The organism is Aeromonas sp. A04, assembly GCF_047780465.1.
Lineage (GTDB): Bacteria > Pseudomonadota > Gammaproteobacteria > Enterobacterales > Aeromonadaceae > Aeromonas > Aeromonas bestiarum.
Window position 1 is genome coordinate 14,225 of sequence record NZ_JBLNHP010000005.1, and the last position, 22,974, is coordinate 37,198.

Below are 22,974 nucleotides of genomic sequence, written 5' to 3' on the forward strand. Positions count from 1 at the left end.
CAAATAATGACAGTGTCCCGAGCTTGTTTCGATGCGGGACACTTATCGACCACCAGGCTCCACTCTTAGACTAAATAGGTTGAGCGGTACGTAATTCACCTTCTAATGCGACTCACCATAACCCTGAAAAATTTCCATTTTTTGCCCCCTGCCAGATGGCGTTTATTTTCATACATTGTCGCTATCCAGTAAGTCCACTGGAGATGACAAGGAGAACCATCATGAGCAATAACAAAAAGCCAATGACCCCAGAAGCTGTATCACGTATCCAGAGTGCTGAAGCGCGAACTAACGGAGGTGGGGTGAGTAAAGATAGCTTCACCGCTCGTGCACAAAAAACTGTTGCAGTTCCCCCGCTAAAACCAACAACGAAATAGTAAGGAAATCACATGTCTAAAAAGGATGATGACGATAACCGTTCGCGTCAATTAAACCCCGAGCATGATGCCTATTGGCAGAGTCGGGGCTACGATGAGCGCCCTGATGATGAAGATGATGAATGACTTTTTCAGGGAGCCTATGGCTCCCTGCTACCTATAGCTTCATTATAAAAGCGATTGTAATGGCTAAAACATGTGACTACGTCATGGTCCAGTTCTTGATCACCCGTTACATGAATCCATCCAGATAATATATCCGCCACCCACCACATCGGCTCACAATATTCTAGAACTTCCTCGACATCAAAGTCTTCTGTCCTAGCTAACTCTTCAAGTGCCCCACGTAGCCATTCTCTAATCTTTTTAAATTTTAGATTTCTTTTTCTTGCATAAAACTGACGTAAACTGGTTGCGATAGAATCTTCATTGCAACCCGCATACTTGGCAAAAGCCTGATAGCCTATTGACTTGGATGCAAAACGAGCCAAAAGAGGTTCAAACAATCCTGACCTGTGAGGCCCCCATTTCTCCAGTGGGAATGTGGGCATCATTTTAAGAAATATCGATTGTTTGTGCTCCATCAACACATGGCGATTAAAATCAGCATCAAACGCCGCTAGCAGCTTAATAAATAGATATATATTTAAATAATGTAGCGTTCTAAACAGGGCCCTATTTTGTTCAGGCACTATATTAAAATCGCCATCATTGACTTTCAACTCTACATTCAACTCCATTAGACTAGCTCTCAGCCAGTCGTTCTCTAAAATTTTCTTGATTCGATTTCGCCCACTAAGACCATCTAGGCTATCCAATAAAGTTTGCAACTCACATAGGAAATATTCTGCTTGCGCACACGCTTGTGGGTAATACCCTGTAATTTGAAAGCCTTTGAATATGCTTGGCCATTTATAACGAATGGCAAATTGCGATATTAGTATGGGTTCGGATGGCGTATCAAAAAAATCCGCACTAACCCCCCTAGCAACTGAGATACCTTTCAATCTTTGGATGAACTTTTCTGACTGAGTACTGTGGTACTCATCCCCTGATAATGAAAAATACTTGTTTAGTGTTTTAGCACATGGAGGATACAGTTTCTCTTTATTTATGCGAGGGGAAGTAAACACGCTTCTAAAAAAATCCCCTTGTGAAGAAAAACCAAGCCATTCAATATACTGTTCCGGGTCATAAAGAAACATTTAATAACCCCATCGGTTAAACGCCAGTGGCATCTTATTCAGCTTCTCTCGGTGCTCTCTCCAATTTGGCAAGTGCAAATCCATCAGGGAGATAAATCGCTGGTTATGTTTGCGCTCTAACAGATGCACCATCTCGTGAACAACAATAAATTCCAGACATTCAGGAGGCTTCTTGACTAATTCGAGGTTAATCCAGATACGAGCAGTATCTGTTTTGCAGCTACCCCACATGGTCTTCATGCGTTTGATACCGACAAAAGAAGGTGCAACCTTGAGCATCTCCCGCCACTTGGTAATAAGTACCGGAAGACGCTGGCGTAAAAGTTGACGATACCACTCTAGCAACAATGCCTCGCGACGAGCTGCATCGTAATGAGCGGGCACTCGCATACGGATCCAGCCCCCCTGCAACTTGACACTATGGTCCCCATCGGTCTGAATCACATCCAGCCGGTAACCTCGTCCCCATAAATAATGGGTTTCTCCACTACACATCTTGCGCTCGCTCTGACGCGGCTGTGCAACAAACGCAGCCTGCTGCTGTCGAATCCAAGCAAGTCGTCGCACCACTGCAACTCGAATGGCGGTATCTGACAAAGAAGCAGGCGCGGATACACGCACCCGTCCATCAGGGGGCAATACATTGATGTGCAGGTTTTTGATGCCCTTGCGCTGCAACTCGAACGTCAGCTCACCAAAGGTAACCAACGCCATCAGTGGTACTCCGGCTGAGCTTTTACCAACGTCATCACATCTGCGACTGTCACATCGTACTCTTTGATCTCTTCGGCAATAGCAAAGGCAACCTCCCGCTCTTTGAAGCGATCACCGAGCCAGTCAGCCTTTTTGGTATATCTGACGGCTGTATCGATCTTGGTCACCAGCACTTCATCGCAGCCCAAATTGTCATATAGCGCACGCTTGGCCGATGTATCGACACTCGCTGGGTAGGTTTGTGCCCCCCCACTGGCTGGACGTTTCACCTTCATAGCCAGTTCTCGCACTTTCTCCAGATACTCCTGGTAAGAGATTGCCTGGGAACGACGTAGTTCAATCAGCTCATCGAGGAGCACCGACATCTTTTCGTAGTACTTGGGGTTAACCGGATTCTCGTCGACGATGGTCCGTCGCACGTTATTTTCAATCGCCTCAGCCATAGCCTCGGGATCTTTACGCAAGCCCTCTGGGGCACCATCCAACGCCTGGGCTCCCCGTTCGATGATCAGCTCCAGCAATCCCAACTCTTCAAAGTCCATCAGTGTTTCACTGGGATCGGCATCAATATAGAGATCCAGCATCTGCCTCATCGCGGGCTCGAACTGCTTCATGTCTACGCGATCATGACTGGCCACTTTAATCATGTCGCGCACTTTGGTGTAATGCTCAACCTCATTGCGAATGGCAGTTGCCTGGCTCGAGCTATACCCAGCCTCTTCCATCTCACCAGCCAAGGCTGTGAATGCTCGGATAAGCTTGGCGACATATTGATAAAGTGTCAGACGCAGAGCTTCCTTGTCGATCAACTCATCCTCATCTGCACCTGCGTCGCAACAGAAGTAATGCTGGTAGTCCAAATCTGCACGAGGTGCCTTGACCGGTTCACAGAGTGTTCGCACTGCCTCCAGAGCGTCGTCAAGATCCTGCCGACCTTGGGCCAAGCGATCTTTGAGTAGCCCAGCCACATCCTCCTTGTCATAACCTTCAAACGCCTCGGCGGTATAATCCTTGACGGTCTTCTCAAGAGAACGAAACAGGTCCTTGTAATCGACGATATAGCCATACTCCTTATCGGCACCATCGAGCCGGTTGACCCGACAGATAGCCTGAAAAAGGTTGTGATCGGTCATCTTTTTATCGATATAAAGGTAGGTAGCCGAAGGCGCATCGAAACCAGTCAACAGTTTGTCGACTACAATCAGCAACCGCATTCGACCAGGTTCATCGATGAAACGCTGTTTGACCTTTGCCTCAAACTCCTCAACTCGCTTTCCAGCCTCATCCTCGCTCTGACCAAAAAAGTTCGCCAGCATCTTGCGATAAATGTGGTATTTGGCCAACTTCTCGGTCAACCCCTCCCCAGTCTCCTCCCCCTTGATGGTACTGGCATTAGGCTGATAGCTGGTGATGATGGCACACTTGTCTGCAAACCCCGCCTGACTGAACAACTCATAGCTTTTGCAAGCCTGATAAACACTGGAACACACCAACATAGCATTGCCACGGCCATCAGCCAGACGCGGTTTGCGATCAAAATCGAGCAGGATATCGGCCACGATCTGCTCAAGCCGTGATCGGCTCGAGAGCAACTTCTGCATCGAGGCCCACTTCTCTTTAAGCTGCTGGCGACCAAGCCGGGAGAGCGCCTTGGTCTTCACCTCGAACCATTCATCAACCTTGGCCTGAGACTTGACCCGTTGGTCTATGTCACGGGCCTCATAACGCAAGTCCAGCACCACCCCATCGCTCACCGCCTCGTCGAACTTGTAGGTGTGAATGAAGGGTCCAAACACCTCCACCGACTTCTTCTTATCCTTCTTCATCAGGGGGGTTCCGGTGAAGCCAATAAAAAGTGCCTCGGGCAATATGCTCTTCATGGCCCCATGCAACTTGCCAGACTGGGTACGATGGCACTCATCCACAAACACAAAGAGTTTGCCCTTGGGAGCAAAATCAGCTGGCAGGCTTGCCTTTAGTTCGGCGATAAATTCATCGTCATCTCGCTCAGCCGTCTCACCTTCTTCTTCCGTGTGTCGGCCAAATTTGTGCACCAAAGAGCAAAGCAACCAAGGGTGTGCTTCATTAAGACGGCGTACCAGCTCGGCCCCACTCTTGGTACGCAGGATCTCCTCTTCAACCCCGGCAAATACCTTCTCTATCTGCTCATCGAGTTCAGTACGGTCTGTGATGATCAAGACTCGGCTATCAGCAACATTTTCTCGGATCCACTTGGCCAGCCACACCATAGTCAGGCTTTTACCGCTGCCCTGGGTATGCCAGATGATCCCGCCCTCATGGCGTGCAATAAAGCGCTTGGCCGCCGTAATACCAAAATACTGGTTATGGCGGCAGGTCTTCTTCACCCCACTATCGAACACGATAAAGTCGTGAATTAACTCAAGAAAGCGCCTCTTGTCGCAGAGCTGTGCAAGATGGCGATCCAACGGGTTTCCGTCCAGTGAAGAATCAGCCTCTTTCCACTCCAGATAGTATTTCTCAGGGGTTTTGATGGTGCCGTAGCGCAGGCCTTGGCTGTCATTACCCGCCATAACCAACTGTTGGGTGGTGAAAAAGTTGCGGATAAAGTCTTGTTGCTGGTTATCCAGGTTCTGCCGGATCCCCTCACCAATAGAGACAGTAGATCGCTTGAGTTCGATCACACCAAGCGCAATACCGTTAACGTAGAGCACCAGATCCGGCCGCTTGGTATTCTCCCCCGCGACAGTCACTTCCTCGGCGATAGCAAAGTCGTTAGCCTCTGGATTGGCCCAGTCCACCAGCCAGACCGTCTGATTCTGCTCACCTGCCCCGGCCTTTTCCTTTACACCGTAGCGCAGCAGGCGATAGACCTCTTTATTGGCATCATAGAGCTGGCGCCCTTCTCCCAAGCTGGCAGCACGCTCGAGCTGACGCAACACTCGGGGAATAAGCGCGGCATCCACCCCACGCCCAGCCAACCAACTGGTCAGCAAAGCGGGCTCGACATTACGATTGTTGGGCCGGGTGTGCCAGTCACCCAGATAGCGATAGCCCAGCGCCTCGATAAAAAATCGCACTACTCGCTGCTGGGTAGCTCGTTCAAGTTGGCCGACAGTTGTCACTGTTCTTATTACCTCTGATTATGCCAATTCAGGTTCAAACTCAGCATCTTGCGCTTCCGCCTCTGCACCATCAATTAATGCCAGTACCCGATCAAGAAAACGCTGTGCTTCATCTACATCTGTCGCTTGCCGCAGATAGTGAGGGATGCGTTCAACAAACTCAGAACGTGATAGAGGCTGATGCTCTAGCAAAGCCTCAAGCATGGCTGGCCGCAATAAACGACGATCCTCATCGACATCGGGGAACGCAACCTCAATCACATGCTTGGCAAAATGTCTGAGTTGCTCCTTCAGTCCCAAGCCTGGCACAAAGGAATTGACCAACTCGAATGAGCCCTCATCATTCTGCTCACTCGTCCCAACATACTCGTATGAAGGTAGGGCCACTTCGGGAGCCAATGTCTTAAGCTCATGGAGTTTGCGGATGATCGGTGACAGAACCTCGTCAGGGTTAATGAACCAGTCTGTGGACCAGATACGGCTAATTTTCCAACCCAAACGCTCCAACACCTCTTGGCGCAAGCGGTCACGGTCACGGGCAGATTTAGCAGAATGATAGGACGCACCGTCACACTCGATGCCCATTAGGTACCGACCTGGGCAACCAGGATCTTTCACTGCCAGGTCAATAAAGAATCCGGCAACTCCCACCTGTGGCTCACATTCAAACCCTGCACGCTTGAGTGCCTCCATTACAGCAACTTCAAAGTCGCTATCAGGAGCTCTCCCTGTATGGGTAACTACTGAATCCAATTTGCCATTTTCGGCAAACTGAAGGAAGCCTTTCAACGAAACAACCCCGAGTTTGCTGCTTTCACTAGTCACGACATCCTCAGAGCGCATTGAGCTAAACACATGCATCCGCTTCTTCGAACGAGTAAAGAGCACATTCAAACGACGCCAACCGACATCAGAATTGATTGGGCCAAAGCGTTGATAAACCTTTCCTCCATGTTCAGAGGGTCCATAGGTAAACGAAATAAAGATTACATCACGCTCATCCCCCTGAACGTTCTCGAGGTTTTTAACAAACAACGGTTCTTCCATGGCATATAAGCCATCGATTGCATCGTTGAATTCAGGCCTGTTGCGGCGCAGTTCATCGATCGCTCGCTCAATCTGATCGCGTTGCTTGGAGCTCATAGCAACAACCCCTAGTGACTCACCGGGTCTGTGTTGCGCATGATGAAGTACCGCTTCAGCAACTGCCTGGGCTTCTTCGATATTGTGTTGGTTAGAGAAACGCCCTTTCGACACGTAAGTAAATTTGATCCCATACTCCGGCGACTCAGCATTTGGGGAGGGGAATATCACCAAATCACTGTTATAGAAATGTCGGTTAGAGTAAGCAATCAGCTTTTCGTGCCGTGAACGATAATGCCAACGCAAACGCCTCATAGGGAACAGCGGTAAGGCCGCATCAAGGATGCTGTCGGTATCACTCAAAGCTGCAGCATCATCGTCATCTTCACCATCAGCACTACGGTCAAAGAAACTGGTTGGCGGCAACTGCTTAGGGTCCCCAACGACAACCAATTGCTTTCCTCTTGCAATGACGCCCAACGCATCCTCTGGTTTCACCTGAGATGCTTCATCCATCACAACCAAGTCAAATTCCATCCGTCCAGGTTCGAGGTAATGAGCAGCTGACATTGGCCCCATCATAAAACAAGGCTTAATAGCAACCAGAGCATTGCACGCTCGATTAACCAATTGTCTGATTGGAATGTGTCTGGCCTTTTTACCCAGTTCGTTTCTGATCAAGGCAAGTTCCGTATATTCACTTTTCTTACCCCCAGCATTCCCTTCTGGTATATGACGGCAAGCAATCTTTGCTGCAATTCGCAGACGCTGCAATTCAATCAGTTTTTTATCGTATTCTTTGAAAGACTCTTGCAATGCATTACGCTGGGAGCCTGAAACCTGCGTCAATTCTGGATGAGCAGTAATAACTTCTCGGGCCAATTGGTCATAAAGTGCCAATGCCAAACCTAGCTCGACTTTTTCAATAGGGAGTGTTCCAGAAAGCACGGCAGACCAGATACGCTGCAAGCCATTTTCATGCATTTGCTCGTAACAACGGATAAAGTTTACCCATCCATTCAACCAGAGAGGCTGTTGTATTGCCCTTGCATTTCTCTCTAATAATGTCCGAAGGGAACCATCTGTCGACTTGCTCCATTGAGTTATATCCAGCATCGTTTCTTGCGCATATGACGCAGCATGCTGGACCTGCTCACACCACACCATAGCTATTTGCGCACCATCACGACGGAGTAATTCGTAGTCGCTACCACTCTCCAGTGCCCTGATCCTGGTAGCCAAGGCTGCACAACTTATCTGCTCAACCAGTTTCCCAGCAAACTCCAACGTACTGTTGATAATACTCAAGGTTTGTTGATTGTCTTTATGTACCCCGAAAGCCAAGGGCTTTAATTGTGACAATACCCCCAAATGAGATTTGTCATTTTCAAGGGATGCCTGCAATACATTTATTTTCTGCAAAAGATCGGCAAAGTGTGTCATCTGCCCCAATGACATCTCTGGGCTGACAAACCACCCTTGCAAAGCGATCAATGTGTCTTGCACCTGCTGGCATGCTTGATTCAATACACCTTGATCACCTAACCAAGAAGCAGGCTCACTCAGAAGGCTGTAAATACGCGGCAGCAATTTGGCCTCGCACTCAGCTTGATTTACCAAGGCCCTTAATCTCGAGCTGATCTGAGATTTCTCGAACAGATGTACACCTTTTACAATCTCGCCATCCAGACCAAATAATCCCGTTCCTATCGCAACTCGCTTGCCAAAGCCAATGCCATAACAAGATCGGACTTTCTTGTACCAATCACGCAATTGCATTAGCTGTCCACAGTCTGTGTCCAGTCCACGATAGGCATTACCTAGGTGATCACCAAATGCCCTTTGCTCGAACTGCTGCTGTAATTCCGAGTACTTGACCAAATTAGCCGCCCAACGCTTCAACTCGGCAAACTTGGTTCCAGGTTGGCGAGATAGCCCCATGATCAAAGCCTTGGCATGACGCCAATCACTCTTGAACCATGCAAAGAAGCCTCCTTGCTGGATAACAGCAACAGCATGCGCGAGCGTTTCATGGGAAGGCAACCTGTCCAGTTGATACAAGTCAGATAAGTTATCTCTCAAGGGGCGCAATGCTTCGATCTGATGCATTAACTCAAGCAGTACTGCATCAATATCATCGTCATCAAAGAGTGGGTCACGAGCCTTGATAAGCTCTGTCGGCAAGGCGCCAATAATGGAAAGCAACTCTGCACAGAACAGCAATCCTGCCTGTGAATCATCAATGTATGATGCGATATCACTAGGTAAGGCACTTTTGAATTCGCTCAGTTGCTCGTAAATTGCTGACAACTCAGCATGAATAGACTTAATGGACTCAAGCCATCTAACCAAGTCACGAAGGGTGAAATCTTCCGCAACACCATATTTTGCCAACTCGTCTCGAGGAAAGTCACACTGCTGCCCTTGCTCTAACAAACGCAGTTTCTGGTGCTCGATGACTTGGCTCAAGGCCTCATAATGCCCTTGTAGCAAATCAAATCTATGTAGGTAATGACGCACCCGCACGATGGCATCTGATGAATCCAACTCAGGGAGCGCAGCAAACAACTCTGATCCGTCGAGTGCAGGCAGATGGGCCTGATCTTCTATAAGTTGCTCAATATGCTGAATCGTATCAAGGTTCTCATCTTTCAAAGACCACTTGTCTAGATATCTTTGATAGTCATCGTTAAACTCGCTAATTGATGTCTGCCAAGCTTGTAGCAGTTCGACTATTCGATCCCGGTCAAACAACTGTATTTTAGTGTTATTCACACCACTCCAGGGATGATCATAAATTTCTGCATCAGACCCAACCTGCTCTCTTACTTCCTTATAAATACGACTGAACTCGACAACTTGTTCGCTTAGCCTTAACCGGGTGACTGCATCCAGTTTTTTACCTGAAAAATTTTCGATATGGAGCGCGTTTGCATCGATATCCAATTTGTGACGATAACGGGTTGCACCACTCAATATCTGATGGATCGTTTTACCGGTTTTTTCCCATTGGGTATTAATCAATACGGCATATTCATTGAGCTTCTGCTTGAGATCTTCATAACGCAAAATCCGGGCATCGATCTCTTCTGTCGTAGGTATTGTGGACTGGTGAGCTATACGTGCAGCAATATCTTCCAGAACCTTACGCTTATGCGTTTTGTGGCTGTGCAGCTCCAAGCAAAAATCACCTAGGCCAGCACGATCCAAGCGATGTTTGACGACCTCCAGAGCAGCCATTTTCTCGGCTACAAACAACACCTTCTTGCCGTTGAGCAGGGCCGCGGCAATCAGGTTGGTAATTGTCTGTGATTTGCCACTACCGGGTGGCCCCTCAATGACAAGATTATGACCGTGGATGGCATCGATCAGTGCGCTGTGCTGCGAGCTGTCAGCATCATCTATGAGTGGGATCTTGTCATGAATATCGGGATAACTATCGATACAATACTCATGTTGACCGAAGCCGCCGGTTGAACCGGAACTATTATCAGCAGCGTCCTGACTGGTGAAAAAGCGACGAATCACGTCATGAGACAAGATGTTACGTTTGTCCTGAGGCCAACGAGCCGGATCGAGGTCAAGATACATCATCATCTTGCCAAAATTGAGTAAGCTCAGTGAGCCATAACGCTTCACTGACCACTTGGGTTTGTGCTGCTCGACTACCTTCTTCACCGCTGCGAGATAAGATTCGGGTGTAGCGTCTTCATTGAATAGGGGAAGGGCTAGACCAAAGTCAGCCTGTAGCTTCTCCTTCAAGGAGAGATTGGGCAAAATGTCTTCGCCCGTGTAGTGGAGTTGAAATTTGTAAAGCCCATCCTTGGGGTCTAATTTGCCACGCTCACATCTCACCGGAATCGTGAATAAAGGGGCGTAACGAGCCTTTTCAGATGAGTCACTTTCATACCACTCGAGGAAACCCAACGCCAAATACAGGATATTGGCACCACTCTCCTCCAAAGCAGTTTGGGCCTTACCGTAAATGGCACGCAAACAAGCTTCAAGTTCATTTGGATATAACAGGACCTGTATCCGGTTATCATCATGACCGGGATTGGAAGACGATATAGAGAGCTCATTCCCTGCTTTTGCCTGCCGTTCAAAATCCTCAAGTCCTTCATAGCCCGCCAAGCGGCAGGCCGTCGTCAATACAGATATATTGATGCCTTGCTTGGCATACTCAGTTCGGATCCCAGTCAATTTACCATTTTGCCTCTGCACATATTGGCAAATAAACTGATGAGCCTGCTCCAGCAGCCCCCTGTTTGACTCTGAAACTGGGTTTCTGTGGCTACTGGGTAAGTCAAAATCGGAGCATATCCCCAATACCTGAGCCCAATCCTTGGCACTTGGATTTGCCTTTAGCTGTACATCCTTACCATCCGGCCCAACTTTGAGATAGCCATGGTCTAACAGTTGCTGCCTGGTTGGATCTGGAACGGGAGCAAACTCCATCGGCGTTTCCGAACCGAGAGTTTCATAGAGCTGGTCAGGTAATTCATCAACAATGCGCAGTGAAGACCCTTTATGTGTGATTGGGAAGTTCAGTAGTCGATTCCGAGACGTAAGATCCAGCAACTTCTTACGCATAGCCTCGAGGGAAGTCAGAACAAAATCTGGCTCTCCTTGATTGAGCGTCTCTGCTGCAGAGGTATCTACAATCGACATAATCTTCTCCATTCTTAGGGTCAACAGGTGAAACGTTTTACGCTGATGTATCACGACAGGATAGCGGCAAACTGCCGTAAAGAAGGGGGGCGTTTAGCCCCCCTTCCTTGTCAACCCATCATACTATCAACTTAACTGTCATTAGTTGATGTCGGCCAAATTTAATAAATAGATTCAGCCTGTTATTGCACAATCTGGCTGGATAACAACACTTGCAACATCTGCTTTTGATGCTCAGCTATCTCATCCTCCTGCCAGCGACCCTTCTCTTTCATAAGCCTGATCATTGCGAGCAACTTGAGGCTATCAATCTGGTTGTTGGCAAGGCTCGCTTCAAAGTGCTCCTGCTTCTGTTGCGGCTGGAAGTTACTCAAGCGCGAGTTCTTGCTGTGGCTGATAAGGCAAAGGTTGCCAAACGAATGGAGTGCACTCTGCTCAACCGGTTTATAGCCATCCATCGGATGCTGGGGTGAGAAGTGCTCCACCGAACTGCGGAATGTAAACTCGAAACGGCGATACAACTCCATATCACGATCTTTATCTTGATTTCGATTCGTAACCCACAGCAGGTAGTCGAGGAAATTGAAGACAAAGTTGTTCTCGATATGACCGAAGCGAAGTTTGGATGTAATCACCTTGTGCCAGCTCTCATCCACATTGATGGCAGGCAACAGGGCGTTATCAAGGTAGAGCATCTGGTAATAGGAAGCCCCTTCACCCGGCGCCAAAAAGCGCTGGAAGACAAAGCGGCGAGCCTGACTCTCTAGGTAGGACAGATAAGCTCCTGCCTCTACCGGTTGATCAGGGTGACAATTGTCGAACAGATATCTCAGTGCACCATTCAGCCAATGTTTGTAAACCAGGGTCGGGGTCGACACATGAAACGCCGACAGCAACATCAGGATCCGCCGGTTAACACCAGAGAAACCATTCTCATTTTCATCCTTGTCAAAGGTATTGATGTAACTGACGCTCTTTTCCGAATACCAGTGCAGCCGCTTCAGACTCCAACCATCCTTGCCATCGGCAAACTCGCGCTTGATGATGAACTGATCAAACAGATACTTGCTCTTTAACAGGCCATAGATAAAACGCTTAACTGCCGCTACTGGATCCGGTTGCCTTATCACTCGCAGCTCAAACTGATCAACCAGTTGTTTATCATCAAGCGGCACCCCCTCCGTATCACCCGGGTCGCGGCTAACGAGTCGCAGCACATGGAGCAAGAAGTTGGAGAAGTTGATGACGCTGTTAAAGCGTTCGGAGCCTGCGCTCTCCTCCTCCACCGTCTGCTCACCATCGAGCTTGTCATCCTGCAAAATGGCCAACAAGGTGCGCCCCTGGCTACCGGCAGTGGCACCGTTTTTATCGGCAGCGTCGGCCGTGTTAGGGGACCCTAGCAGATCAAGCAGATGGGCAAAATCACGGGGCACAAACTGGCCCCAGTCGCTCTCACCAAACAGACGGTGGCGCTCTTGCGGGGTAAAGCCGTACTGGATATAGCGCTCCATATTGGCGCAGGCATCCCATACCCGGGTCAGGATATGAATACTTTGGCGACGATGCTCTTCCTCGGGTATCTGGTTCAGCGTCTCCATCAGCCGCGCCTTGATCACTTCATGCTTTTCCAACTGCTCGCCGCGATTGTTCATCGCCTCGAAGAAGTGATTGAGATCGGTATCCTTGGGTACCTCAATACGAGAGATCTGCACATGCGTGAAGAGGTAGTCACAAAAGGCTGCCAGTTTAGCCCCCACCAAACCAAGATCCGCCATTGCCTTGCCAATCAATTCAAAACCGTTCACCAGACCTTCATTGAAGGCACTCCCCCGCAAATCGTGGGGGGCAACACCCTGCCACAAGCGCTCGAAGGTATGACTCGATATCGGGCGACTCTCAAAAGCGAGGTTGATGGTCTGATACCAACTCATATCCACCGAATCTTTCGCGTGGTGTTTGAGCCAATTGGCCAGCAAAGAGAGGGTAGTAAAGCGCTGCTGGCCATCGATTACCTCGAAACTGCCATCGTCCCGGGCAAACACCACCAGGGTGCCGATATAGTAGGTTTGCGGCCCCTTACCACTGACCAATTTTTGCTGATAATCCAGCACATCCTGCAGCAGTTGGGTGATCTCTCCCTCGCCCCAGGCATAGTTGCGCTGGTACATGGGCACCAGATAGCGGGGGCTGTCTTCGAGCAGAGCACGAATGGAAAAGGGGCAAACGCCTGCATCACTCATAATATTTCATCTCCCGAAACAGCCCGACCAGTTCATCTTCGGCGCCGTTGCGATTGTTCTTGTTCTCTCGACTGCTCATGCTCGGCAAAGGGAAGCCGTGCAGGTCTCCCGGCAGACGGGCATCACGAATAGCACGGACCAGATTGTGCTCCAGCACGTAGTTATCCATGGTCGCCAGTTGCACCACCTGCTGGCGAATGCGGCAGCGATAAGCCCAGATAAAGCACTTCTCGATGGCCAGTGACAGCCCCTGGCTGCCGAACTTGTCGATATAGAAGATCAGGGCGCAGTCGAACATGGCCCGCACATAACGATCCCCGGTGCGGTGGCGGCGCTCGTAGCTGCCCAAGGTCGAGAGCACCTTGCTGGCCATCGGCGTCAGCGTTTCGCCGAGCAGGGTGGCTGATTGCGTTTTGCCGGAATCAGACTCCTCGGCCACGATGGCGGCGACCCGCGTCTGGTAGTACTCGGCCATCTCGAAAAAGCGCCGACCATTGATGATCATCTGGTCGAGATGAAAGGGAAACGTCATGCGCTGACCATCTATCTTGCGCTGGTACTGGCTGTTGTACTCATCGACAAAGTGGTGGGCGATACGCAGCGACTCCACGTAAGGGAAGTGCCCCACCCGGTCGAGATTGACCCCCTTGAAGAGATCCACCTCCCCCTTGCCAAAGTAGCGGGCCGACTTGCCCTCGGCCCACTGACGTACCCGATAGAGATAGAGGGCGAATAGATTGGCCAGCTCGTCGCTTGGCAGGCGCTCCCAATGGGCGACCGCCTCGGCCTTGAGGTTGGCCTCATGACCGGCAAACTCGCGCAGGTGAAATGCCTTGAGCAGATCGTGAGGAGCCAGATCGCGCCCCCGGGCATTTTGCGAATCGAAGAACTGGAACGCCTCCGAGATATCCTGCAGCACAAAGCAGACTACCTGACAGCGGTTAAGCAGAAAGTCGATTTGCTGCTCGTCAAATTCAGGGCGGGCCACCAGCCGACGCAGCTCCAGATAGTTGCGTCTGAGGTTGAACTCCGAATCCCGGCTGGGGAAGCGCTGGCGCTGCATAAACGCATCGATAGGTCCACGCAAGGCCTGCAACTGCTCACGCAGATCCTGACGTTGGAAGCGGATACTCTTCTCTTTGCCACTACGAGTTTCGCCATCCAGCACCTCGATCAGCGCCTTGACGGTCAACATCAGGGTCAGGGTGCGTTGCTGGCCATCGACGATATCAAGCATCTCGCCCTGCTCACTATCGGTGTGCTGATGAAACACCACTGAGCCCAGCCGGTAGGCGCTCTTGTCCTGATGAGTCGCCAGATCGGTGAAGAGATCCGAGATATTCTTGGCACCCCAGCGGTAAGGTCGCTGATAGCTTGGGATGGCCAGTTGGGGAATGGCCAGCAACTGGCGTACCGACCGCACCTGATTATTGATGCTCTCCATCATGCCTCCTTGGATAGCGGCAGGCGGATACGGCCGGTCAACAACTGCTGCATCATTCCCTGCTTCACATCACGGGCCTTGGCCAGCTTCTGAGCCAGCGCAGTAAGCTCGCTATCCATATCGGAGAGAATGGTGGCGATTGCGGTTTGTTCTTCGTATTTAGGCTTTATTACTTTAATTCTCTGGCAAGTTTTTTTATTGAGTTTTGGCTGTGCCGTCCCACTGTTAAATAACGAGTAATCCAGACTTTCCAAATACTCCGTCAAGAAATAAATATGGAAGTCATTTTGCGGCTTCAAAACATGCGCATGATTATTAACCCAAATTTTCCCTGACACTTGAAATGCAAGAGGAACGCTACGACTTAGAATGTTCTCACCATCCTCACCTAGGAGAATCAAGTCCTCATCGAAAATGTAATCATTGACATATCCAACAATCCCTGAGGCGCCATAATAAGGATAACCCCCTGCCATCTTCGCTCGTTCACCTGATTTTATCGGTCGTCGTTGACCATCAAGGAATATCACCGCATCTTGAAGCTCACATACCTCCCAATCCTCTGGTATTTGTCCGTGTTCGCTGGATTTATAACCTTTTGGGGTGCCGTCGGGGCGCAGGGCGAACTGCGGCAGGCGGGTACGGCCGGTCAGCAGTTGCTGCATGGTGGCGGTCTTGATGGCCTGTTTCTTAGCGATCAACTGCTCCAGCGCATTGATCAGCGCATCGCTATCCGACAACACATTGGCAATGGCGGTTTGTTCTTCATGCCTTGGTTTTATTATTTTAATCTTCTGGCAAGTTTGTTTATTGAGTTTTGGCTGTGCGGTTCCGCTATTAAGCAACGAGTAATCTAAGCTTTCCAAATACTCAGTTAAAAAGCCAACATGGAAACCTTCTTTAGGCCTCAAAACGTGGGCATGGTTATTAACCCATATCTTCCCTGATACTTTAAACGCAAGAGGAACATTACGACTTAAAATATTTTCACCATCTTCACCAAGAAGAATCAGTTCCTCATCGAATATGTAATCATTGACATAATCGACAATACCTGAAGCTCCGTAATAAGGATAAACCCCGGCTATTTTAGCTCGGTCACCAGACTTGACCGGTCTTCGTTGACCATCAAGAAATTCCACTGCCTCTTGAAGCTCACGTACATCCCAATCCTCTGGAATAACACCCACCTCGGTCTGCGTATAGCCCACCGGAATAGTCTGCTTGGCGGACAATTCATCTGCTTTATGCTGCACCATCTGCTCCGCCATTATGCCCACTCCAACCCCATCGCCTTAAGATGGGCAGCTACCTTGGCCTCCAGCTCGCTGACGTTTTTGGTGAGTTGTGGCAGGGAATTGCTATAACGCTCCTCCAGCTCCTTGACCCGGTTAGCCAGCTGCTGGGTAACCCGCTCAATCTCGGCTTCCAGCAAAGCACGCTGGCTCGCCTGCCATTTATCTTCCACCAGCAGGGTTTTAATCTCGTTATCCTGCAGTTTGGGGTAGTGGGCAAACACCGCTTTATCGAGGGCATCGCTGGCCTCTTTGTGGGCCTTCTTGGCGCGGGTTTCGGCATCAAACAGCTGCTGCACCTGCTTGAGCACAGCCAACTCCTCCTTGTCGGTGGCGGCCTTGATACGCGCTTTGACGCTGGCAGCGGTCACCTTCTCCTTGTCATTCATCGCCTCGACCAGTCCGCCCTCTTCCCCGCTCTGCTCCTCGATAAAGCTCTCCAGTGCCTGGCTCGCTTCATCCAGTGCGGCTTGCAGGGTATCGAGCTCTTTTTGCTCATTGGCAAAGAAGCGGGCCACCAGCAAGGCGGGCGGGATCAGCTCGGCCTTGTACTTGGCCTTGCCAATCACCAGATCCGGGCTCTCTTTGATCTTTTCGCCCTTGTCGGCAATCAGCTCGCGCAGCACCCGGCCCGCTGGCCAGCCATCCTGGGAGAGCACATAGAGATCGTCTTGCAGCTGGTTCTGCCAGTAGTCCATCAGCAGCTGATAGATGGCATAGGGGTCGAGTAGCTCACCGGTCGCCTCGGCGCTCGCGCGGTAGCGCTCAAGCAGAGCTTCACTCACCTCGTCGATCAGCGCCTTGGGCGAGTCACCCTTGGCAAACTCGCCGAACTGGCACTCGCTAAACCACTTATCAAACGGCGCCAGCGCCGCCTGTTTGAAGCGGGCAAACTCCTCACAGGCCAGTATGGTGCCCTTGACCTTGGCGGCGGCGACCCGCGCCTCACTGTAGCCGGGTCGCAGCGGTGCAAACAGGGTCGCCTTGAGGGTCGGGAATACTCGCCAGTAAGGGCCAAGTGCCGCGATATCGCGCTCTGGGATCCCACCTTGCAGGTGCCCAGCCAGATCGTGCAGATCTTCCCCTTCGCTGCCATCGATATAGCGCGGGATATTGAGGTTGTAGTCGTTGCGGGCGATCTCGCTAAGTGGCACCCAGCGGCTGTAACCCTCCAGGGTCAGGCCACGGGTGAAGGTATCGACAATCTTGTGGATGTCCTGCTCGCGCAGCCGGTTCTTGTTGCCATCTTTGATAAAGCCTTTGCTGGCATCGATCATAAACAGCCCTTGCTCATTGCCAGCCAGAGCATTGAAGGCGCGGGAGTGGGCGCTCTCTTTGTCGATGACGATGATGCAGGCGGGAATACTGGTGCCGTAGAAGAGGTTGGCGGGCAGACCGATGATCCCCTTGATATAGCCCTGCTTGAGCAGGTTCTCGCGGATACGCGCCTCGGCATTGCCGCGAAACAGCACGCCGTGGGGCAGGATCACCGCACCCTTGCCGGTGCTCTTCAGGCTCTTGATGATGTGCAGCAAGAAGGCGTAATCGCCGTTTTTCTCTGGCGGCACGCCCCAGACAAAGCGGCCGAACTCGTCGTGTTCGGCATCGAGACCGCTGGTCCAGTTCTTGTTGGAGAAGGGCGGGTTGGCCACGGCGAAGTCAAAGGTCTTGAGCTGGTTGTTACCCTCCTTCCATTGGGGAGCGGCCAGGGTGTTGCCCTTCCAGATCTTGGCGGTGGGGTTATCGTGCAGGATCATGTTCATCCGCGCCAGCGCACTGGTGGCGTTGTCCATCTCCTGTCCGTAAATACTGAGTCCCTTGGGGCCGGCCTCGTCACTGGCCTTGAGCAGCAAGGAGCCCGAACCACAGGTGGGGTCGTAGACGGTGGCATCTTGCGGGGTCTGACGGCTGATGCCAATCACCTTGGCCAGAATGCGCGACACTTCGGCCGGGGTGTAGAACTGTCCCTTGGACTTGCCCGACTCGGTGGCGAAGTGACGCATCAGGTATTCGTAGGCATCACCCAGCAGATCATCCCCTTCGGTACGGTTGGCCGACAGATCCAACCCCTCGAAGATAGCCACCAGCTTGGAGAGGCGGTCGATCATCTCCTTGCCCTTGCCGAGTTTGTCCTCGTCGTTGAAGTCGGCAATGGTGATCACCCCTTGCAGATCGTTGGCGGTCGCCAGCGCACTGATGATGGTGTTGATCCCCTCGCCTATCTCCTTGCTGCCCTTGAGCGCCACCATGTCGTCAAAGCTCGCCCCGGCAGGTACCTCGATCATGGCGTACGGGTTGCCCTTGGCCTTGTCGGACACGTATTTCACAAACAGCAGGGTCAGCACATAGTCCTTGTACTGGGAGGCATCCATGCCGCCGCGCAGCTCATCGCAGCCAGCCCAGAGGGAGGAGTAGAGTTCGTTCTTCTTGATAGCCATGAGTCAGGTATTCCGATAAGAGTCTGTGTGCGCCAAGGGCGCATGGAAACGATGTGAATGGGTGACGCCGCCATGTTGGCACCACAAAAAATTGACAAGAAGTTTAACCAGTTGAGCTCGGTGAGGCCATGCCATACATCACAACTGGCCCCTCAACTTGGCTATTTGCTCTAAAAGACACCACTCACCCAGAGATGGGCACTGATGGCGCATGACTGGCCTAGCATCAGTTGCCTGAACTTCGATGGCTTTCAGATGTTATGGGGGCTGAAGACTACCCATTATGGGAGGTTATGATCTTCCTAACACTCCCCTGTGAGCCCCAAAAAATGGATTTGCGAAAATCATACCGTCTGTTGTAGGGTATTCTTGCTTCGCCAGCATGACCTTCGCACGAGTCGAAACAGGCCTGATGATTCTTAACCTTCTCGTAGTTGATATCATGACCTTGGATGGTTAAACGTGCGGCATGAAAACCCAAGGTTCGAGGATGCAACTATGAACCTAACGAATCTCGCTCGTGACGCACGCAGTGCTCTACAACTCTTTTCTGGTACCAAAATCACTCATCAGCAAACGCTGGAGTTGCTAGCTGCAGCTCTGGGTTTTGGATCGTATGCCGCGCTGACGCACAGGTCGATCGTGCTGGTTGATGCCGACGTTCAAGAGACACCCATGTCTACCAATATCGAGCGTGTCCAGGAGCGAGCCAAAGACATTCTTGGCCAAGAGATACCAGCCCACATTATCGTTGACATCATGCGCCAGCATCGAGTCCATGTGCTGACCCTCCTCGAAGAAGATGAGGTCAACAAAGACGAAAATCCACCTTATAGACCGTCTTATATACCGGCTTATGCTCTGCACCAATTAGCACGCTTGGCCCCCCTCATCGACCACCCCAATGGGGAAAATTACGAGGTCGTTGACAGTCTGGTCAAGCAGGTCAGACGCATAGCTGAGAGAGAGTACATCCCCGCTCTTCTCGTGGCCTTGTCTGACCATTTGTCTGTCCCGTTACAAGAACCCGAAGCATACCTGGATTTTGCTACGCTGGAACGTCGTGATGAGGCTTACCGGTTGTACCTTGGTGGTGCTGAGCTGCACGGCGAACAGCTGCAAATTGCAAAATCCGAGGCGTACACTAGATGGCGAAAAGGCATGCGCATAGATTTGCTGCTCGATGCCATTGCACTTGACGATGAAGATACCAAAGATTTACTGGCAGATTGGATTAGGCACGACGATCAAGGCGTAAACCTCAAGTACATCAGTGGTAGGAATCTTACGTTGGTTGCACCAATGCTGATGGAGTCCAGCTACCATGATGACGCAGTTCAGGCATGGCTGGCTGCCACCAAACATAACGGTATCAAGCACAGGCTTGTATCATCCTGTTACCAACACGATCTCCTGTATAGAGCTACCGTGAATACCTACTTCTCTCGCTTGTTTTCAGATAATAGGTGGCGCAGTTGCGAGCCGAAGATTGAGCATAAATACCACGACTATCTGCTCCTACAATGCGATACAGAAGAACAGGCGTCGTACCTCTTTCCCGATTGGAATAATCGGCAAGGACGTTCCGCTCTCAGAGCCTTGAGTCCAGCACTCGATGAACAGGCCAAGCTTGATGCAAAAAGAATCTTTGATGCCTACCATGCTCGCTGACAAATTATGGTAATAGGCAGTTGAGTCTGTAAAGACTCACCTTCCCATCTGCATCACAATAAACGGCCAGCTTGACCATCGTTTGAAGGCCAAGCTGGCTTCGTCAACTCCAGCCTCAATACAGACAGCACTCCAGCTCGTTTGCTTACCTGATTTGCTCGATAGCTGGTCAGGATGCCACGCCGCCCTAACATCCGGTTAGTTTTCATCATCTACACCCCCCCTCCCTTGTCAGCAAAGCTGGCCGCCCCTGTTTGCCCAGAGCGCCTCCAAGGCCCATAGCGCAATCTATGAACAAAAGGGGCAATGACGCCCCCATATCACTTGGCCAGCAAGCACTCTGGGGCACTGAGCAGCGTCAGGCCAGGTGGAGGATATGGCATGCAACAAGGGACATTTGTCACCACATGACACTCTGACGCCCTCTCATTCGCGACCGGTGTCACTCGCATCACGACCCCAAATGCCAGCAGCTCAACCACCCCAAAGCACCACCCTTAATAATCAACAACTTAACCAGTAATATGCAACGTAGCCTACACTTCGAAGGCGATTTACTTGAAGGCTGTGACAGAATGACACCGTGACACAAGAAAGAGCAGCCTGAAACTTGCGGGAAACCTATTTGGGGACTGATTTGATTCCTGAAAAGTACCTAAAAAGTTGGTACCAAGCACAGTACCAACAATCAATTTCATAACCACAAATACAGTTGAATTACAATGAGTTGCACTGCTATTTCAGATGATGTCGAGGGAGCCATCTTCTAAAGCCCAGCCTTTTGGCTGGGCTTTTTCATGTCTGCCACATCCTCCACTTACTCCCCCTCCTTTCCTCTCCATCACGGCTAGCACCCCATTGCAAAGCTGGCTCTCGCCTCCCGATCAGGAGACGGACGCAAGCAGGTAGCCCTTGGTCACGCGCAGTACTAAAGTGGACGAGGTGAATAACCTGACAACAGAAGCGAGCAATATGATGCACAAAACCATGATTACGGCGGCAGCGCTGGCCCTGCTGATCCAGTCCCCTGCCCACGCCATCAGTGCCAAATACCGCCAGCAACTCGAAAACTCCGGCTGCACCCAGGCCTCCGAGTTGCAAGGGTGCGATATCACCAAGAGCAAGGCCGAAAATGCCAAGGCTGGTTTTGGCGAGGCAGCCACTCCCGCGAGCACGGAGGCCGCAGCAGATACCACACCCTATGCTGGACAATGGGGGGCAAAAAGCAACGAAGGAGCCACAGTTGCCACCATCCGTATCGATGGCAAAGAGCAGGTTTGGGTCAATGGCAAACAGGTCAAGGCAAAGCGGGCTGACGGTGCACTGCTGTTCAAGCAGGGCACCATCACATTTACCATTCAGGGCGATCGCCGTCTGAAGGGGGAAGATGTCTGGATCGACAGTGATGCGGGCACCAAGGGCCCCATCAATATCGAGTAATAACCGAGGTGCCCGGCCCGCAACCGGGCGCCTGTTCTGCATTCTGACTGCATTGCATCAGTACCGAGCGCTTGCCATCTGTGACAGTGGCCCATCGAATGTCAGGGCAGGCCCCATCAATGTGACACCTTCTACCGAGAAAGCGGCCATGCAGGCTTTATCAGTAAAACATGCATTCGTCGCCTGACTCAGGCGATAATCAGCCCAATCTCACCCTACTCAGGAGTTCTCATGCGTCGATTCAACTTTATGCTCAATGGCAGCCGGTTGATGATGTTCCCGTTTTATGTGTGCATTCTGGTGTGCGTGGCGCTCTTGATGGTGAAGTTTGCCATGCAGCTCTATACGCTGTGCCGCGGCATCATCGACATCCATTATCTTGACCTCATCACAGGGGTGCTTACTCTGGTGGACTTCGTACTGGTGGCGCAGATGCTGATCCTGGTGGCCATCTGCGGCTATGTGCAGTTTATTCAGACTCAGGAGCAGCGCGAGGCGCTCGGCAACAACTGGCTCAGCAAGATCAACTTCGCCTCCCTGAAGCTCATCGTCATCAACTCCCTGGTGACTATCGCCGGGATCGAAGTGCTCAAGGCCTTTCTGGACGATGGCACCGGCAATGAAGTCGAGATGAAGTGGTCAGTCATTGTCTTTTTGGCCTTCTCGGTGGCAGCGCTTATCTATGCAATCACAGAAAGGTTGGCAGACCACAAGTAGCCAGCCCCTGTTTTCATTCAGGATTGATTCATCAAGACCGGAATTGATAACTCTTTTCATTACCTTTACCCCATTGTAAACTTGCTCCCCCGGGCTGTATTGCCCGGGCGCTGGAGCACCTATGACAAGCATTTCTCTCTCACCCCGACACTGCTGGCAGTGGCTGGCTTATCACCATCAGGCCGCCGAGGGCTCCCTCTATCTGATGTTCTTCTCCGGCCTGCTGCTGTGGGAGCCGCTGACCCCGCTCTGGTTCCTGGCGCGCTGGAATCTGTTTTTGCATGTGATGCTCTCGCTCACCCTGTTCCCCCTGCTGTTTGGCGCCTTCTGGCTCTCTCATCGCAGCCTGCTGAACAAGAGCCACAAACCCTTCTTGCGGATCACTGGTCGTATCATCGAAGGGCTGCTGCTGGTGTGTCTGGCCAGCGGTCTGCTGCTGCTGTTGTACGGCACCCCGGGCGACAGCATGGGCAGCCTCGCCAGCTGGGCCCACTGGCTGAGCGCTTTGGCGTTAACTCCTCTGGTGCTGCGACACGCCTGGCGCTGGACCATCTTGAAATGGCGCGCCTGATCCC

The 22,974-nt window shown here is 51.2% G+C and carries 13 protein-coding genes; 5 read left to right on the forward strand and 8 right to left on the reverse strand.

The genetic code is table 11. From position 1 onward, the window contains the following. Positions 1-221 precede the first annotated feature (221 nt). On the forward strand, positions 222-377 hold the full coding sequence (locus ACM3N8_RS15780; RefSeq protein ID WP_201956133.1) for a hypothetical protein: 156 nt from the start codon (positions 222-224) through the stop codon (positions 375-377). A 140-nt stretch (positions 378-517) separates the two neighbouring features. On the opposite strand, the gene ACM3N8_RS15785 is transcribed toward ACM3N8_RS15780, so the two are convergent. The 8 genes from ACM3N8_RS15785 to ACM3N8_RS15820 form a co-directional block, all read right to left on the reverse strand. Continuing rightward, positions 518-1,582: a hypothetical protein gene (locus ACM3N8_RS15785; RefSeq protein ID WP_416016319.1), complete on the reverse strand. Its 1,065-nt coding sequence runs from the start codon at positions 1,580-1,582 to the stop codon at positions 518-520. After that, complete coding sequence (locus ACM3N8_RS15790; protein WP_127005517.1) at positions 1,583-2,296, reverse strand: M48 family metallopeptidase; 714 nt, start codon at positions 2,294-2,296, stop codon at positions 1,583-1,585. Continuing rightward, a complete protein-coding gene (locus ACM3N8_RS15795) occupies positions 2,296-5,400 on the reverse strand; it encodes a type I restriction endonuclease subunit R (protein ID WP_416016320.1) in 3,105 nt (1,034 codons plus the stop codon). Before ACM3N8_RS15795 ends, ACM3N8_RS15790 begins: the two co-directional genes overlap by 1 nt. An 18-nt stretch (positions 5,401-5,418) precedes the next feature. Beyond that, complete coding sequence (hhe, locus tag ACM3N8_RS15800; RefSeq protein ID WP_416016321.1) at positions 5,419-11,166, reverse strand: DUF4011 domain-containing anti-phage protein Hhe; 5,748 nt, start codon at positions 11,164-11,166, stop codon at positions 5,419-5,421. Between the two features lie 170 nt (positions 11,167-11,336). Further along, positions 11,337-13,394 carry a DUF262 domain-containing protein gene (locus ACM3N8_RS15805; RefSeq protein WP_416016322.1) on the reverse strand — a complete coding sequence of 686 codons (2,058 nt, stop codon included), beginning with the start codon at positions 13,392-13,394 and terminating at the stop codon, positions 11,337-11,339. Next, entirely contained in the window at positions 13,387-14,838 is a 1,452-nt protein-coding gene (locus ACM3N8_RS15810) for a DUF262 domain-containing protein (protein ID WP_416016323.1), read from the reverse strand. Before ACM3N8_RS15810 ends, ACM3N8_RS15805 begins: the two co-directional genes overlap by 8 nt. Next, positions 14,838-16,109 (reverse strand): restriction endonuclease subunit S, encoded by a 1,272-nt coding sequence (locus ACM3N8_RS15815; RefSeq protein WP_416016324.1) that lies wholly within the window; start codon positions 16,107-16,109, stop codon positions 14,838-14,840. Before ACM3N8_RS15815 ends, ACM3N8_RS15810 begins: the two co-directional genes overlap by 1 nt. Beyond that, complete coding sequence (locus ACM3N8_RS15820) at positions 16,109-18,571, reverse strand: type I restriction-modification system subunit M (protein WP_416016325.1); 2,463 nt, start codon at positions 18,569-18,571, stop codon at positions 16,109-16,111. The genes ACM3N8_RS15815 and ACM3N8_RS15820 overlap by 1 nt, the downstream gene beginning before the upstream one ends. Before the next feature lie 498 nt (positions 18,572-19,069). On the opposite strand from ACM3N8_RS15820, the gene ACM3N8_RS15825 reads away from it, so the two are divergent. The 4 genes from ACM3N8_RS15825 (at position 19,070) to ACM3N8_RS15840 (ending at position 22,970) form a co-directional block, all read left to right on the forward strand. Next, positions 19,070-20,242, forward strand: coding sequence for a hypothetical protein (locus tag ACM3N8_RS15825; RefSeq protein ID WP_416016326.1), 1,173 nt, complete (start codon positions 19,070-19,072; stop codon positions 20,240-20,242). A gap of 975 nt (positions 20,243-21,217) precedes the next feature. Further along, the gene (locus ACM3N8_RS15830) at positions 21,218-21,682 is read left to right on the forward strand and encodes a hypothetical protein (RefSeq protein WP_416016327.1); all 465 of its coding nucleotides are present in this window, start codon (positions 21,218-21,220) and stop codon (positions 21,680-21,682) included. 231 nt (positions 21,683-21,913) lie between these two features. After that, positions 21,914-22,399 carry a YqhA family protein gene (locus ACM3N8_RS15835; protein ID WP_416016328.1) on the forward strand — a complete coding sequence of 162 codons (486 nt, stop codon included), beginning with the start codon at positions 21,914-21,916 and terminating at the stop codon, positions 22,397-22,399. Positions 22,400-22,520: 121 nt separating this feature from the next. After that, the gene (locus tag ACM3N8_RS15840; protein WP_416016329.1) at positions 22,521-22,970 is read left to right on the forward strand and encodes a hypothetical protein; all 450 of its coding nucleotides are present in this window, start codon (positions 22,521-22,523) and stop codon (positions 22,968-22,970) included. Positions 22,971-22,974: the final 4 nt, after the last annotated feature.